Origin of the sequence: Clostridium sp. D53t1_180928_C8 (assembly GCF_015667795.1) — a bacterium.
In the GTDB taxonomy this organism is placed as follows: Bacteria; Bacillota; Clostridia; order Clostridiales; family Clostridiaceae; genus Clostridium.
The window spans coordinates 23,645-39,472 of the sequence record NZ_JADPEL010000030.1 but is presented as its reverse complement, the minus strand read 5'-3'; the positions used below and the strand labels follow the sequence as shown (position 1 = coordinate 39,472).

The 15,828-nt window shown below is 27.3% G+C and carries 15 protein-coding genes and 1 other annotated feature; all 15 genes read left to right on the top strand.

The annotated features are described in order from the left end of the window. The coding region (locus I4V51_RS14865; RefSeq protein WP_195989218.1) for an iron-containing alcohol dehydrogenase at positions 1 to 414 on the top strand (414 nt) is incomplete at its 5' end. A 129-nt stretch (positions 415 to 543) separates the two neighbouring features. Continuing rightward, positions 544 to 1,647 carry a DEAD/DEAH box helicase gene (locus I4V51_RS14860; protein WP_195989217.1) on the top strand — a complete coding sequence of 368 codons (1,104 nt, stop codon included), beginning with the start codon at positions 544 to 546 and terminating at the stop codon, positions 1,645 to 1,647. Between the two features lie 18 nt (positions 1,648 to 1,665). Next, entirely contained in the window at positions 1,666 to 2,046 is a 381-nt protein-coding gene (locus I4V51_RS14855) for a VOC family protein (RefSeq protein WP_195989216.1), read from the top strand. A 194-nt stretch (positions 2,047 to 2,240) separates the two neighbouring features. Continuing rightward, entirely contained in the window at positions 2,241 to 3,092 is an 852-nt protein-coding gene (locus I4V51_RS14850; protein WP_195989215.1) for a DegV family protein, read from the top strand. A 17-nt stretch (positions 3,093 to 3,109) separates the two neighbouring features. Continuing rightward, positions 3,110 to 3,625 carry a DUF1836 domain-containing protein gene (locus I4V51_RS14845; protein WP_195989214.1) on the top strand — a complete coding sequence of 172 codons (516 nt, stop codon included), beginning with the start codon at positions 3,110 to 3,112 and terminating at the stop codon, positions 3,623 to 3,625. Positions 3,626 to 3,833: 208 nt separating this feature from the next. Beyond that, positions 3,834 to 5,663, top strand: a complete 1,830-nt coding sequence (gene glgB, locus I4V51_RS14840) for a 1,4-alpha-glucan branching protein GlgB (RefSeq protein ID WP_195989213.1) — start codon at positions 3,834 to 3,836, stop codon at positions 5,661 to 5,663. A gap of 123 nt (positions 5,664 to 5,786) precedes the next feature. Beyond that, complete coding sequence (locus tag I4V51_RS14835) at positions 5,787 to 6,137, top strand: DsrE family protein (RefSeq protein ID WP_195989212.1); 351 nt, start codon at positions 5,787 to 5,789, stop codon at positions 6,135 to 6,137. A 13-nt stretch (positions 6,138 to 6,150) separates the two neighbouring features. After that, positions 6,151 to 7,593, top strand: coding sequence for a bifunctional metallophosphatase/5'-nucleotidase (locus I4V51_RS14830; RefSeq protein WP_195989211.1), 1,443 nt, complete (start codon positions 6,151 to 6,153; stop codon positions 7,591 to 7,593). Between the two features lie 158 nt (positions 7,594 to 7,751). After that, positions 7,752 to 8,867, top strand: a complete 1,116-nt coding sequence (locus I4V51_RS14825; protein ID WP_195989210.1) for a deaminase domain-containing protein — start codon at positions 7,752 to 7,754, stop codon at positions 8,865 to 8,867. Positions 8,868 to 8,968: 101 nt separating this feature from the next. After that, positions 8,969 to 9,198 (top strand) — a binding site (T-box leader). An 82-nt stretch (positions 9,199 to 9,280) separates the two neighbouring features. Continuing rightward, positions 9,281 to 11,185, top strand: a complete 1,905-nt coding sequence (gene thrS / locus I4V51_RS14820) for a threonine--tRNA ligase (RefSeq protein WP_195989209.1) — start codon at positions 9,281 to 9,283, stop codon at positions 11,183 to 11,185. A gap of 200 nt (positions 11,186 to 11,385) precedes the next feature. Further along, the gene (locus I4V51_RS21410; protein ID WP_279325455.1) at positions 11,386 to 11,520 is read left to right on the top strand and encodes a hypothetical protein; all 135 of its coding nucleotides are present in this window, start codon (positions 11,386 to 11,388) and stop codon (positions 11,518 to 11,520) included. Between the two features lie 12 nt (positions 11,521 to 11,532). Further along, positions 11,533 to 12,717 carry a D-alanyl-lipoteichoic acid biosynthesis protein DltD gene (gene dltD, locus I4V51_RS14815; RefSeq protein ID WP_195989208.1) on the top strand — a complete coding sequence of 395 codons (1,185 nt, stop codon included), beginning with the start codon at positions 11,533 to 11,535 and terminating at the stop codon, positions 12,715 to 12,717. 1 nt (position 12,718) lies between these two features. After that, positions 12,719 to 14,233, top strand: coding sequence for a D-alanine--poly(phosphoribitol) ligase subunit DltA (gene dltA, locus I4V51_RS14810; protein WP_195989207.1), 1,515 nt, complete (start codon positions 12,719 to 12,721; stop codon positions 14,231 to 14,233). Further along, the gene (dltB, locus tag I4V51_RS14805; RefSeq protein WP_195989206.1) at positions 14,233 to 15,387 is read left to right on the top strand and encodes a D-alanyl-lipoteichoic acid biosynthesis protein DltB; all 1,155 of its coding nucleotides are present in this window, start codon (positions 14,233 to 14,235) and stop codon (positions 15,385 to 15,387) included. The genes dltA and dltB overlap by 1 nt, the downstream gene beginning before the upstream one ends. A 32-nt stretch (positions 15,388 to 15,419) precedes the next feature. Next, positions 15,420 to 15,650 carry a D-alanine--poly(phosphoribitol) ligase subunit DltC gene (dltC, locus tag I4V51_RS14800; RefSeq protein WP_195989220.1) on the top strand — a complete coding sequence of 77 codons (231 nt, stop codon included), beginning with the start codon at positions 15,420 to 15,422 and terminating at the stop codon, positions 15,648 to 15,650. Positions 15,651 to 15,828 lie beyond the last annotated feature (178 nt).

Below are 15,828 nucleotides of genomic sequence, written 5' to 3'. Positions count from 1 at the left end.
GAAGTTATAAGATTCAATGCTGAAGAAGCTCCAACTAAGCAAGCAGCATTTGCACAATACAAATATCCAAATGCATCTTACAGATATGCTAAGATTGCTGATTACCTAGGATTAGGTGGAAACACTAACGCTGAAAAGGTTGAATTATTAATCAAAGCTATAGATGAATTACAAGCTAAAGTTAATATGCCAAAAACAATCCAAGAAGCTGGTGTAAGCGAAGTTAAGTTCTTCGAAACAATCGATGAAATGGTTGAGCAAGCATTCGATGACCAATGTACAGGGGCTAACCCAAGATATCCATTAATGAAAGAATTAAAAGAAATGTATATCACTAGCTACTACGGAAGAAATGCTAAAAGCGAAGCAAAAGCTGAAGCAGCTCCAACTAAAAAAGAAAAAAAAGCTAAATAATCAATAATTGATATAAATAAAGGGTCCTAGCGAAAGCTAGGGCTTTTTTACTTAAAAGAAAAGAATATAATAAATTCAAAATGAAAGTATGTTATAATATACAGAAATAAAACAAAAGAGGTAAAGTAAATGACGTTTAAAGAATTAGGAATTAGTGATAATATAACGAGAATATTAAAAGCTAGCGGAATAACGAATCCAACTGAAATTCAAGAAAAAAGTATTAAAGATATATTAAATGGTAAGGATATAATAGCAGAAGCACAAACAGGAACTGGAAAGACTTTAGCTTTTTTATTACCTATATTCGAAAATATAAAACCAAACTCTAAGGATATTGAATGCTTAATAATTACTCCAACAAGAGAGCTTGCATTACAAATTACTGAAGAAGCTGAAAATCTAAAGCAAGGTAAAGATATTGGAGTTTTAGCTATGTATGGAGGAAAGGATATTGGATCACAGCTTAATAAGCTGAAAGGTAATATACAAATAATTATTGCAACTCCAGGAAGATTACTTGATCATATAAAAAGAAAAACAGTTGATTTAAAAAAGCTAAAAACTATAGTTATTGATGAAGCAGATCAAATGTTACTTATGGGATTTAGAAATGAAATAGATTCAATAATGAAGGAAAGACCTAAAAAAGTTCAAACTTTATGTTTTTCAGCAACAATGGATGCAGCAGTTAAAAAATTAGCTTATAGATATATGAAGGAACCACTAGTTATTTCTATTAAAAAAGAAGAAATAACCTTAGATAATATTAAACAAGAGGTTGTGGAAACTACAGACAGATTAAAAAGAGAAGCTTTATGCACAGTATTAGATGAGGATAACCCTTTTATGGCTATTATATTTTGTAGAACCAAAAGAAGAGCTGATGAGCTAGAAATAGTAATGCATAGAAAGGGATACAATTGTAAGGTGATCCATAGTGATATACCTCAAAATAAACGTGAAAGAATTATGAAGTCTTTTAGAAATGCAGATATTCAATACTTAATTGCTACGGATGTAGCTTCGAGAGGATTAGATATAAGTGGGGTGGATAACATATATAATTATGATATTCCTGAAAAGGTAGAAACTTATATCCATCGTATAGGAAGAACAGGAAGAGCAGGAGAAAAGGGATATACATGTTTATTTGTGGATCCTAAAGATTCAAGAATTTTAAATGATATAGAAAAACAAATAAAATTTACTATTCCAAGAAGAAGTTTATAGCAAAAAGGAGAGATACAAATGATAAAGAAGATTGGGAAAATAACTTTATATGTAAATAATCAAGAGGAAGCAAAAGCATTTTGGACTAAAAAAATGAATTTTGTAGTTAAACTAGAGCAATCTATGGGATCCAATATAACATGGTTAGAAGTAGGACCTTCAGAGGAATCCTTTACTACATTTATAATTTATGAAAAGAACTTAATGTTAGCGCAAAATCCGAAAGCTAATGTATTACATCCTAATGTGATATTAAGTACTAATGATATAGAAGAAACTTATAATCAAATGAAAATTAATGGTATAGAAACAGATGAAATAATGAAAATGCCATATGGAAGTATGTTTAAATTTAAAGATCAAGATGGAAATGATTATTTGATTAGAGAAGATAGATAACTATAAGGTCCTGCAGAAAACTGCAGGACCTTATTTATTAATTTGAAAAATAAGAATGTGAATAATATCTAAAGATTATTGACAAAAACTATTTAGGGTGATAATCTAAAACAAATAGTTTTTAAAACTACATATTTTAGAATGTTAATCAAGATGGTTTTTTAATAATAAGTTAAACAAAGGGGAGAAAATTTATGATCAGAATAGTAGCAGATTCATCATCACTTTACTCAAAAAATGAAGGAAAAGAAAAAGGAGTTATTATTGCTCCACTTGCAGTAAATATAAATGGACAAACTTATAAAGAGTTCGAAGATATAAATACACATAAATTTATAGAGATAATAAATGAAGGACATGTTCCATCATCATCACAGCCTTCCATAGGAGAAGTATTAGAAATATATGACCAGTATAAAGATGATGAGATAATTAATATTTCAATGGCGGATGGATTATCAGGTACATATAATTCTGCTTGTATGGCAAAGGGAATGGCAGAAAATCCAGAAAGAATAGAAGTTATAAATTCAAAAACACTATGTGGGCCACATAGATATTTAGTTAATTTAGCAGCTGAACTTGTAAGGCAAGGTAAAACAAAACAAGAAATAGTAAATGAAATAAATAATACTTTAGAGGATACAAAATCATATTTAATTCCTCACGATTTTAATTTCTTAGTTAGAGGTGGAAGGGTTTCAGCGCTTGTAGGTAAAATAGGAAGTGCGATAAAGTTAGTACCTGTTATGACAATGGCAGAGGACAAGCTATCTTTAGTTAAATTTACAACTAAGCGTACATTTAAAAGTGCTGTAAAAAAAATAGTTGAACAAATGTTAGAAAATAATGTTGATTCAAATTGTAAAATTTATATTTCACATGCATGCAAGGAAGATTTGGCAGAAGATGCAAAAAAAGTTATAATGAATAGTATAGAAAATGCTGATATAGAAATAAACTTATTAAGTCCTGCATTCACAACTCAAGGTGGGCCAGGATGTGTAGCAATACAATATATAAGAAAGCATGAGTCTTTAAAATAGAATATTAGGAGGAAGTAATGGAAAGTTTGGAATTTCATATACCAAGATTTAATGAATTGCCAAGGGTTCCGCTTTATAAAGATCAGGTAATTACTTATTTAGAAAATTTGGTTAAAGAAATTAATATAGATAATGAAGAAAAAATATTAACACCAACAATGCTTAATAATTATGTTAAGCAAAGGGTTGTTTCACCGCCAAAGGATAAAAAGTATAATGAGAAACATTTGGCATATTTAATAGTTGTTTGTTTATTAAAGCAAGTATTTTCTTTACATGAAATATGCGAGCTTATTAATATTCAAATTGAAAGTTGTCCAATAGAAGTAGCTTATGATTATTTCTGTTCGGAAGTAGAAGAAGCTATAAATGCTGTATTCTCTACAAGGGATTTTTCATATTCTAGATCTACAGGAACCAATACAGTTGAAAGTGAAATATTAAGGTCAACAGTGATGGCTGTTGCAAATAAGATATTTGTTAAAAGTAAATTAAAAGAGAAAAAAGAAAATAATTTAATTGTGCAAACTTAAGAATTAATAATAATAAAAGTGAATATAGATTTTTAATATTGGTTGATATGAAATTACAATTTTATATTAACCAATATTTTATTTTTAATTGTAATTTTTTTGTTATAATTAAAAAATATAAAAACTTATTATAGTTTTTAAGTTACAAATAATGTAAAATGTATTTTGGTAATGAAATTACTATATTATTATTAAAGGGGAGAGCAGTATGGATATTAAGGGGTTTTATTCGGGTAAGATTTTTGATGCATATAAATATTTAGGTGCCCATGTAAAGGAAAATGAAGTTACTTTTAGAACATTTGCTCCAAATGCTAAAAAAATAGAGTTAATTGGTGAATTTAATGATTGGAATGGAACTGAAATGATAAGAAGTGAGGATGGGAATTTCTTTGAACGCAGTATAGAAAATGCAAAGGCAGGAATGTTATATAAGTATAAAATTTATAGCGAAGATGGTAGTCATATAGATCATTGTGATCCATATGGATTTGGAATGGAGTTAAGACCTAATACAGCATCTATTATAAGAGATTTAAAAGAATATACATTTAATGATTCTAAATGGATGAAAGAGAGAAGTGACTGCAAAGATAAACCTTTAAATATCTATGAGGTACATTTAGGATCATGGAAAAAAAAGAATGATAATACTTGGTATACATATAAGGAGTTAGAGGAGTTATTAATTCCATATGTTAAAGAGTATGGATATAATTATATTGAAATAATGCCATTAAGTGAGCACCCCTGCGATGAATCATGGGGATATCAAAATACAGGTTTTTTTAGCCCAACTTCAAGATATGGAACGGCTACAGAGCTTATGTATTTTATAGATAAATGTCATGAAAATAATATTGGTGTAATAATGGATTTTGTACCAGTTCATTTTGCTATTGATGAATTTGCATTAGCTAATTATGATGGAACAGCATTATATGAATATCCATATAAAGATATTGCCATGAGTCAGTGGGGAAGTAAAAACTTTATTCATTCAAGAGGTGAAGTAAGAAGTTTTTTACAATCAGCAGCAAATTATTGGCTTGAGAAATATCACTTTGATGGACTAAGGGTAGATGCATTAAGTAATATTATTTATTGGCAAGGAAACTCTGATAGAGGAGAAAATAAAGCTGCTATAGAGTTTATTAAGGAAATGAATAAAGGATTAAAAAATTTACATCCTACAGCAATTCTGGCAGCAGAAGATTCCACTGCATACCCAAAGGTTACAGAACCAGTAGAAAATGGTGGTTTAGGATTTGATTATAAGTGGGATATGGGATGGATGAATGATACTTTAGAGTATTTTAAAATCCATCCATATGATAGGAAAAGAGATTATCATAAGCTAACATTTTCAATGATGTATTTTTATAGTGAACATTTTTTAATGCCATTATCACATGATGAAGTAGTACATGGAAAAGGTACAATAATTCAAAAAATGAACGGGGATTATGAAGAAAAATTTAAACAAGCTAGGGCGTTATATATGTATATGTATGCTCATCCAGGAAAAAAGCTTAATTTTATGGGAAATGAAATAGCACAATTTAGAGAGTGGGATGAGAAAAGAGAACAAGATTGGGAAATTTTAGAATATGATATTCATAATAAGTTCCATAAATTTATTAGAGATTTAAATCATATTTATCTTCAAGATTCTTGTTTATACAAATATGATTATAGTACTGATGGATTTAAGTGGATAGATTGTAATCAAGAGGAAAGATGTATATATTCATTTGAAAGAATTAGTGATAATAAAAAAATAATAGCAGTATTTAATTTTTCAAATGAAGAACAAAGAGATTATAGATTTAAGATAAATTCCAATGAGGATATTGGCTTAATGCTAGATAGTAACATGTGCCAATATGGAGGAGATGGAATAAGTGATTTTAGAGTTGTAAATAAGAAAATTAATGATAAGTATGCAAGAAAACAGTCTATAGAGAATTCTGTTAGTGAAAAGTTTATATCAATAGATATGAAGCCATTTTCAGCTGCATATTATATAGTTAGATAAATGGATATTTAAGGTTAGTATAAATTATACTAGCCTTTTTTTTATTATTATTTATAGAAATAATGATTTTTTTTTAGAAATCTACATAAACTAATAGAAATTGAAAGTTAAAGGAGTTAAAAAATGAAAGTTATATATCATATTGATAATAATAGTAAGTGGAAAATGGTTTTAGAAAATGTAAAGAATATGATTAAGACCGGAAATGAATTAGGAGAAAAATTTACTATAGAGGTTTTAGTTAATGCAGATGCAGTAATAGCATTACAAGAACAAGTAGCAATTAATTCTAAGTTATATTTAGAATTTCAAGAACTTTCTACAGAACAGGTTGTATTTGCAGCTTGCAAAAATGCATTAAAAAAATTTGCTATAGAAGATGAAAAGTTAATTTCTTTTGTTACCATAGTTCCTGCTGGAGTTATAGAATTAACTAAAAAGCAGTTAGAAGGATTTGCTTATATTAAACCTTGAGGAGATATGATTGATGGAAATGAAAAAATTAACTATTATTCAAATTAATGATGTTCATGGACATGTAGAATCACATAATGAAGTGTTTTTTGAAAATGATGGTCTTGAAGTCAGAGAAGCAGGAGGATATTCAAGAATTAAGACTCTTGTAGACGAAATAAGGTCTGAAAATCCAAATACATTACTTTTAGATTGTGGAGATACCTTTCATGGAACGTTTATTACTACACAAACACAGGGAAATGCAATCTTACCTATAATGAATGCAATGGGAATAGATGCTGCAACTGCACATTGGGATTTTGCGTATACTCCTTCACATTTAAGGGAGTTATCTAATAGATTAAATTATCCTGTGATTTCAGCTAATACATATATTTATGATAAGAAAAAGAGATTATTTGATCCATATATAATTAAAGAAATAGATGGAATGAGAATTGGAATAATGGGAATGGCTTGTGAACATGTAGTACAAGGATTCCCACCAAAGTTTAGCCAAGGGATTTATATGTCTCCAGAGTATGAAGAAATTCCTAAGATAGTATCAGAGTTAAAAAATAAAGAAAAAGTAGATTTTATAATACTTTTATCTCACTTAGGAATGCCAACAGATTATGAAATACTAAAAACAGTAAGTGGAGTAGATGTATGTGTAAGTGGACATACACATAATAGATTAAATTACCCAATAAAAGTTGGGGGTTCAATATTAATTCAATCAGGATGTCATGGTTCATTTATTACTAGACTAGATTTAGATATTGTTAATGGAAAAGTAGTAGATTATAAACATAAATTAATAACTGTAGAATCTTCTATAAAGGAAGATAGTAAAATTAAGCAGTTGGTTGAAGAAGCTTATGAGCCATATAATGAAGAGCTTGATGTAGTTGTAGGTAAAACCAAAACATTATTATGTAGAGATTTATCATTAGAATCTACAATGGATAACTTTTTACTTCATTCAATATCACATGTAACAGGTAATAAAGTATGCTTTTCTCATGGGTGGAGATATGGAACACCTATTGTACCAGGGGAAATAACAGTAAAAGATTTATATAATATGGTACCTATGAATCCTAAGATTATTAATGTTGATATGAAGGGTTATGAAATATTAGAATTATTAAACTTAAAGATAAATAAAACATACAATACAAATCCATTTGGCCAAACTGGAGGATTTATGCAAAGGGCTATTGGGATAAAAGCCTATATTATGATAGAAAATCCTAAGGAATACAGAATTCAAAAGCTGTTTATTGATGGTGAAGAGTATGATAAGGATAAAACATATAAAGTAAGTTATATAACAAAGCAAGCAGTTCCTAAATATTTAGGAGAGAACCGTCAAGAATTAGAAATAACAGCGATTGATGCAATGAAAAAGTATTTAGCTGATAAAGGTGAAATAGAAGAGAGCTTTACAGGGCCTTTTGTAGTTATATAATTTACTAATAATAAAAAAGATAAATCTAGTAAGAATTTAATTTTTACTAGATTTTTTCTTTAAGCGGATAATGTAAAATGTTAATAGTGTTAAATAATAGTTTATTAGATTATAATATTAGAAGTATTAATAATAGTAACTCCCAATAAGAGGTAAATATGCAGATAAAAAAAAGAAAAAATGAAAGAATAAAAATTAGTAATATAGGTGACTTGAAAAAATTGTTAAAGATACAAGGATATAATGTAGAATTAGTGAATTATGATTTTTTAAAACATCAATTTATAAATATTTTTAATGTAAGTGAAGAGGTATTTATTAAATTATATAAAAGTCTTAATGAAGGAGTAATTAGTTATAAAGTAGATGATGTTTATGATTTAATAAATTATATAAATAATATTATAATTTTTGAAAATGAACATAAAAGTTTATGTGAAAAGATAAATAAGATAAAAGTGCTACATATAGATAGAGTTGAATATGAAAGAATTCCTAGTACTCAAGATGATGTTGAGCATATTTTAAAAATAGTAGAGGATATGAAAAATTCTATATCAACTAGAATTAATGAAGAAGGAAAATTAAAATTAAAATTATTAGAAGAAGAGATAAATAGAGATTATGTATATGCAAAAGATATAGAATTATTAAAAAAAATGATTATTTATAACAACGAGAATATAAGAGAGGAATATGATGAAAATAATCAAACTAAAACTTTATTTATTGAGTTACCAAAAAATATTACATTTGATTATGTAAAATCAGAAAAGGGATCAATCGAGTATCATCAACATATAAAAAGTTATATTCCTAGGATGAAAAGACTTATTAAAAACTTGGATAATTATATTATAGAAGAAGGGAATGGGGTATTTAAAATTAATCAAAGTATTGCAATTCAGGATTCAGTAAACATGGCTATTGCAGTATTTAATAATAAAGAATTTAGAGCTGTTAGTGGTAAGAATGATATTGAAAATAGCTGTACATTAATACCATTAGGTAAAGAATATTTTAAAAGTTGTAAAGTTAATAAACTTGGAAAATTAGGAATTGGATATAATAGAGTTAATGATAGTGAAAAAAAGATTTTTGAAGAAATACATAAGCTTATACAAGAAAAACAGTTAAGTGATAAAGGTAGTATTATCTTATATAGTAAATGGGAACCATGTCCTAGCTGTTATTATGTAATTAGCCAATTTGCTGAAAGATATCCAAGTATAAATTTGAAGATTATGTATTATAAGAATTATGGAGAAAAATAAGTGGACAGCTAATCAACACAGAAAATATGTTTACAAATAAATGTAAAAGTGATAGTATTAATTTAATAAAATTTGAATATAATAGTAATTGAGTATAATATTTATAAATGTTGATAGGGAAGAGTATTATAGACTACAATTTAAAGAGAGAAAGTATCGGAGGCTGAAAGTACTTTTAAAATATGACTATAAGAAAACTACCCCTGGAGTTATGGTTTAGTATCACAGAGTGAGAAATGCCATCGGTGAAGACCGATAATACTTTTTGAGATGAATTGAATTACTTTAATTCAATTTGGGTGGAACCACGGATATTACATTCGTCCCAATATTAGGGATGGATGTTTTTTTTTATCAAAAATATGATTAACCAAATTTAAGTTTGGAATCTCACTTAAGGAGGTAGAATGAATATGATTAACGTAAAATTAAAAGATGGATCTATAAGAGGAGTTGATGAAAATTCAACTGTTTTAGATTTAGCTAAATTAATTAGCAAAAAGTTAGCTAAATCTGCAGTAGTAGGTGAAGTAAATGGAACCTTAGTTGATTTAGATTATAAGCTAAAAGATAATGATGAGGTAAATATAATAACTTATGATGATGAAGCTGGAATTGAGGTTATGAGACATACTACCTCACATGTAATGGCTCAAGCGGTAAAAAGATTATATAAGGATGTAAAACTAGCTATAGGACCAACAGTAGAAAATGGATTTTATTATGATTTTGATATAGAAAATCCTTTAAATAACGAAGATTTAGTTAAAATAGAAGAAGAAATGAATAAGATTATTAAAGAAGATATTTTTCTAGAAAGAATGGAAGTAAGTAGAGAAGAGGCTTTGAAGTTAATGGAGGGTAGAGTTGAGCCTTATAAGATAGAACTTATAAGAGAACTACCTGAAGGTGAAACAATTTCTCTATATAAACAAAGTGATTTTATAGACCTTTGTAGAGGACCACATCTTTTATCTACTAAAGGAATAAAAGATTTTAAATTAACTAGTGTTGCAGGTGCTTATTGGAGAGGTAATGAAAAAAATAAAATGCTTCAAAGAGTTTATGGAGTAGCATTTGCTAATAAAGATATTTTAAAAGCTTATTTAGATAATATAGAAGAAGCTAAAAAAAGAGATCATAGAAAGTTAGGAAAAGAATTAAAGTTATTTACTTTTGTTGAAGATGGACCAGGATTCCCATTTTTCCTACCTAAAGGAGTGGTTCTTAAAAATAATTTAATTAATTATTGGAGAGAATTACATCAAAAGGCTGGATATGTAGAAGTTGAAACACCAATAATGTTAAATAAAAAATTATGGGAAACTTCAGGGCACTGGGATCATTATAAGGAAAATATGTATACTTCAATGATTGATGATGAAGAATTTGCATTAAAGCCTATGAATTGTCCAGGAGGAATGTTAATTTACAAAAATGAAACACATTCATATAGAGATTTTCCCATGAGAGTTGGGGAGCTAGGAAGAGTTCATAGACATGAGCTTTCAGGAGCATTACATGGTCTTATGAGAGTAAGAGCTTTTACTCAAGATGATGCCCATATATTTATGCTTCCAGATCAAATTAAATCAGAAATTAAAGGTGTTGTATCTCTAATTGATGAGGTTTATTCAAAGTTCGGTTTTAAATACAGTGTTGAACTTTCTACAAGGCCAGAAGATTCAATGGGTAGTAATGAAGAGTGGAATATGGCAGAAGATTCATTAAGAGCGGCTTTAGATGAAATGAAATTACCTTATAAGATTAATGAGGGAGATGGAGCTTTCTATGGTCCAAAGATTGATTTTCATTTAGAGGATAGTTTAGGTAGAACATGGCAATGTGGAACTATTCAATTAGATTTCCAATTACCACAAAGATTTGAGTTAGACTATATTGGAAGTGATGGTGAAAAGCATAGACCTATAGTAATTCATAGGGTTATATTTGGAAGTATTGAGAGATTTATTGGTATATTAATAGAGCATTTTGCTGGAAAGTTCCCAACATGGCTTGCACCAGTTCAAGTTAAAATTCTTCCTATTTCAGATAAATTTATTAATTACTCTAATAAAGTTAAAGAAAAGCTTGAGGCTACTGGGATAAGAGTGGAAATAGATTTACGTACTGAAAAGATAGGATATAAGATAAGAGAAGCTAGAAATGAGAGAGTTCCTTATATGATTGTTATTGGAGAAAAAGAGGAAGTAAATAAAACTATTTCAGTAAGAAGCAGAGATAATGGAGAAGAAGGTTCTAGTGATTTAAATAGCTTTATTGAGAGACTAAATGATGAAATAAAGAATAAAAAATAGAAACTTATTTATTAAGAAAAGGATAATTAGTTTTAGTAGCTAATATTCTTTTCTTTTTTTATAAAAAAAACTAATATAAGTAGAAAATATTAAGAAAAAAGTAATAAAAAAGTAATGAAAAAGTTATATAGAGAAGTCTATAATTACTAAGGAAATATTTGGTCTTGGTTAAGCTTTAGAGCTTATATATAGGAGAAGTTATGAAAAAAAATGATAATAAGAAAAGTAAGGAGATTATTAAGATAATTTATTTATCACTAATATTAATTAGTGCTTATCTACTTTTAATTTTACAGTCTGTAAAAGAAATACCATTTGTATATAATCAATTTTAGTGGGGGGTAAATATGAAAAAAATAGGATATACATTCATACCTATATTAGTTGTAATTTTATTTAGTATCTTATTTAAATTTACTTTAAATAGGAGAATAGATAAGTTATTAGCTAAAAAAGATTTAACAATCTTAAAGCATTCTTATAATAATAAAGCAAGAGATACTGGAGTTAATCTTTTAGACTATTTTGCAGGAGAGGATGATTTACTGTTATTAGGCTCTTCAGAGTTAGGACGACAAGTGCCAGGAAATCCAGTAAATATGTTTCCATTTAATGACTCGAATTATGATGTAAGTATTTATGGTGTAGCACATATGCAGGATTTAAATCAAGCTATTAGAATTGGATCAAGTGGTAAAATTGATTCTGAAAGTAAACTGGCTATAATAGTTTCATTACAATGGTTCAATAAAACAGAGGGGTTAATGGATGAACAGTTTCAATCAGTTTTTTCAGATGTACAGTTTTACAAATTTATGAATAATGATAAAATATCGAAAGCAAATAAGGAATATGCAGCTAATCGTATAAAGCAACTTACAGGAAATAGTTTTAAGGAAGAAAAAATATTTGCAGATTTATATTTGAGTAAGAATATTATTAATAAGGGACTATATTATATAACACTACCATATTTTAAATTAAAATTAGAATTGGCTGATACTAGGGACAAGTTAAAAACATATAAAGAGTTAATAGGGCTTAAACATAAGACGAAGAAAAATATTAAGACAATTGATTTTAATGAAGAATATGAAAAGGCTTTTAAAGAGGCAAGCTCGAAAGTGACTAATGAAAATCCATTTAATGTTGAAGATAAATTTTATAATAAAAATTTAAGGAACAATAAAAAAGTATATAAAGATAGAGATAAAGATATAAATTTAATGGGATCAAAAGAGTTTGATGATTATAACTTCTTCTTTGATGTATGTGATGACTTAGGGGTTAAGCCATATGTAATATTAATGAATGCAAACGGTTGGTATTATGATTATTTAGGAATATCTAAGGAAGAACGGGTTGAATTTTATAATAAACTTCAAAGTATTGCAGAGGAAAGGGGATATTCTGTATTAAATTTACAAGAAAAAGAATATGAAAAATATTATTTAATAGATACAATGCATTTAGGGTGGACAGGCTGGCTAGATGTAAGTGAAAAACTATCAGAATATTTTAAAGGAGAATAAAATGGAAGTACTAGAAAAGGTTCGAAGTTATGCAAGTGAAAATCGTATAGCAATTAGATGTGATGGTGAAGATTTAACATATACAGAGTTAGAAGAAAAATCAAATGCAATGGCAAAATATTTTCTAGATAATTATAACGAAGATAGGACTCCAATAGTTATATATGGTAATAAGGATAATTTAATTATTATATTAATGTTAGCAGCACTAAAATCGGGACGAGCTTACATACCTTTAGATGTTACATTTCCTAAGGAAAGAGTAAAAGATATAGTTAAAGAAGTTAAAGCTAAAATAGTAATAAATTTTACAGAAGTAGATTTAGGAGATAACAATTGTTACAGTAAAAATGAGATAGAGAAAATTATAAATAAATATGGTGGAAATATAATAGATAGAAAATTTTGGGTTAAAGATAATGAAAACGCATATATATTATTTACGTCAGGAAGTACTGGAAAACCAAAGGGAGTACAAATATCTGCTAATAATTTAAATTCATTTATTAGTTGGTTTGCTGGGTATTTAAATATTGATACAAATAATGATGTAATAATGAATCAGGTATCATATTCTTTTGATGTTTCTGTAATTCCTATATATATAGGTCTTATTAATGGAAAAACCCTATATAGTTTATCAAAGAAGACACTAGAAGATTTTAAAGTATTATTTAAGGCATTAAATGAGTCTAATATTAAAACATGGGTTACAACTCCTGCCTTAGCAGAGATGTGTATTAAGGATAATTCATTTAATAATAAATTAATGCCAAAAGTTGATACATTCTTTTTTGCAGGAGAGGTTCTAACTAAAAAATTAGTAGTTGAATTAAAAAAGAGATTTCCAGGTGTAAGAATTATCAATGGGTATGGACCAACGGAAGGGACTGTTTTGTTAACAGCTATAGATATAACAGATGAAATGATAATTGATGAAAAATCAATTCCAATTGGATATCCATTAGAAAATGGAGTATTGAAAATTGTTAATGAAAATGGAAATGAAGTTGAAGATGGGGAAAAAGGTGAGCTGATAGCAATAAGCAAGAGTATAAGTAAAGGATACTTTAATAATGAATCAAAGACAAATGAAGTTTTCTTCGATGAAGTTATTAATGGAGAAATAATAAGAGGGTATAGAACTGGAGATTTAACTTATTATAATAAGGGTGTTATTTATTATTGTGGAAGAAAGGATTTTCAAATAAAGCTTAATGGCTTTAGAATAGAGCTAGAGGATATAGAAAATAATTTAAGAAAGATTGATAATGTTAATAATGCTGTAGTTTTACCAGTTTATAAAGATGAAAAAATATCACATTTAGTTGCTTTTATAACATTAAAAAAATCTAATGGATTAAGTAGTTTAAAAAATTCAATAGCTATAAAGAATAAATTAAAGGATTATATTCCCGCATATATGATTCCAAGAAATATAAAGACTATAGATGAATTTCCGATAAATATAAATGGGAAAATTGATAGAAAAGCATTAATGGAGGACATAAAATAATGGAGTTAACGCAGTATGGAAGTTACCTTTATTTATATATTCTATTACTTTCTTTTATCCCTGCTATAATTTTAGGATGCTTAGGTAAAAAAATAAAATATTACGGTTTAATTATTTCATTTTTTATGGCGCTGATAATTATAGGAACTAGAGGTAATAGTATATATTTATTTATTACATTTATTATTGCAGAAATACTATTAATAATGATTTATTTAAGGGTTAGACGTAAAACTGATTCTAAAATAATATATAAGATTTTTTTAGTGCTAAGCATGGCGCCAGTATTAATATTGAAAATTACTAGTATAATGCCAATAGGAGCAATAGGATTTGTAGGTTTATCATATTTAAATTTTAGAGTTATTCAGATGATTATAGAAATATATGATGGAATAATAACAGAAATTAAGTTTATTGATTTACTATACTTTTTAATGTTTTTTCCTACATTAAGTACAGGGCCGATTGATAGATCAAGAAGGTTTGATGAAGATGTAAATATGGCTATAGATAAGAAAGTATATCTAGAAGAATATGTTGCAACAGGAATATCAAAAATAGTAATGGGAATTGGATATAAATTTGTTATAGCATATTTAATAAGTACTTTTTGGATGGATTTAATTCCAGATAAAATTACATTTTTAAACTCTTTAAGCTATATGTATGCCTATAGTTTATATCTTTTCTTTGATTTTGCTGGATATAGTTACTTTGCAATAGGAACAAGCTATATTTTAGGGGTAAAGGCTCCAGAAAACTTTAATAAGCCATTTATAAGTAAAGATATGAAAGAATTTTGGACAAGATGGCATATTTCTCTTTCAAAATGGTTTGGAGATTTTTTATATTCAAGAATACTATTAGATTCAGTTAGAAAAAAAAGATTTAAAAATAGATTTAGGGCTTCACATTTTGCACAAATGATAACAATGCTAATTATGGGGCTATGGCATGGATTTGAATTGTTTTATGTAATTTATGGTTTGTATCAAGGAATAGTATTAGTATTAACTGATATATATCAAAGAAAATCAAAATTTTATAAGAAGCATAAAAAGGAAAAGTGGTTTCAAAGAGTACAGATTATTATTAACTTTAATGTAGCATGCTTTGGTTTGCTATTGTTTTCAGGATATTTATTTAGATAATTTAGGAGGAATTTAATATGGATAATAAAGTTATATTAGAAAAGGTGTTAGATATATTTGAAGAAGTAACAGGTACTGATGAAATAAGAGAAGACTTAGATTTAGATTTGTTTGAATCAGGGCTTTTAGATTCATTAGGAATAATAGAAGTATTAGTTAAGATTGAAGAAAGTTTTGGATTAAAGCTTCAACCAACTGATTTAGAAAGAATAGATATGGCAACAACTAATAATTTAGTTTTATATTTGAGTAAAAGATTATAATAATTTTAATATATAATAAATTAAAGAAAGACCTAATAATTTGGTGGTAATTCACTGAATATATTAGGTCTTTTTCGTTAAAGTTAAGTATAGAAAATTTATAAATTTAAAATTACTATTTTAAATTTCAATAGATAAGGAAAGTTGTAGATGATATAATGATTGATAACAAAGTTGG

What these genes read in the sequence shown, in the direction of transcription:
- glgB (WP_195989213.1), top strand. Translation starts at nt 3,834, where the DNA reads ATGGATATTAAGGGGTTTTATTCGGGTAAGATTTTTGATGCATATAAA.
- dltD (WP_195989208.1), top strand. Translation starts at nt 11,533, where the DNA reads ATGAAAAAAATAGGATATACATTCATACCTATATTAGTTGTAATTTTA.
- I4V51_RS21410 (WP_279325455.1), top strand. Translation starts at nt 11,386, where the DNA reads ATGAAAAAAAATGATAATAAGAAAAGTAAGGAGATTATTAAGATAATT.
- I4V51_RS14845 (WP_195989214.1), top strand. Translation starts at nt 3,110, where the DNA reads ATGGAAAGTTTGGAATTTCATATACCAAGATTTAATGAATTGCCAAGG.
- I4V51_RS14860 (WP_195989217.1), top strand. Translation starts at nt 544, where the DNA reads ATGACGTTTAAAGAATTAGGAATTAGTGATAATATAACGAGAATATTA.
- I4V51_RS14850 (WP_195989215.1), top strand. Translation starts at nt 2,241, where the DNA reads ATGATCAGAATAGTAGCAGATTCATCATCACTTTACTCAAAAAATGAA.
- thrS (WP_195989209.1), top strand. Translation starts at nt 9,281, where the DNA reads ATGATTAACGTAAAATTAAAAGATGGATCTATAAGAGGAGTTGATGAA.
- I4V51_RS14825 (WP_195989210.1), top strand. Translation starts at nt 7,752, where the DNA reads ATGCAGATAAAAAAAAGAAAAAATGAAAGAATAAAAATTAGTAATATA.
- I4V51_RS14855 (WP_195989216.1), top strand. Translation starts at nt 1,666, where the DNA reads ATGATAAAGAAGATTGGGAAAATAACTTTATATGTAAATAATCAAGAG.
- dltA (WP_195989207.1), top strand. Translation starts at nt 12,719, where the DNA reads ATGGAAGTACTAGAAAAGGTTCGAAGTTATGCAAGTGAAAATCGTATA.
- dltB (WP_195989206.1), top strand. Translation starts at nt 14,233, where the DNA reads ATGGAGTTAACGCAGTATGGAAGTTACCTTTATTTATATATTCTATTA.
- I4V51_RS14830 (WP_195989211.1), top strand. Translation starts at nt 6,151, where the DNA reads ATGGAAATGAAAAAATTAACTATTATTCAAATTAATGATGTTCATGGA.
- I4V51_RS14835 (WP_195989212.1), top strand. Translation starts at nt 5,787, where the DNA reads ATGAAAGTTATATATCATATTGATAATAATAGTAAGTGGAAAATGGTT.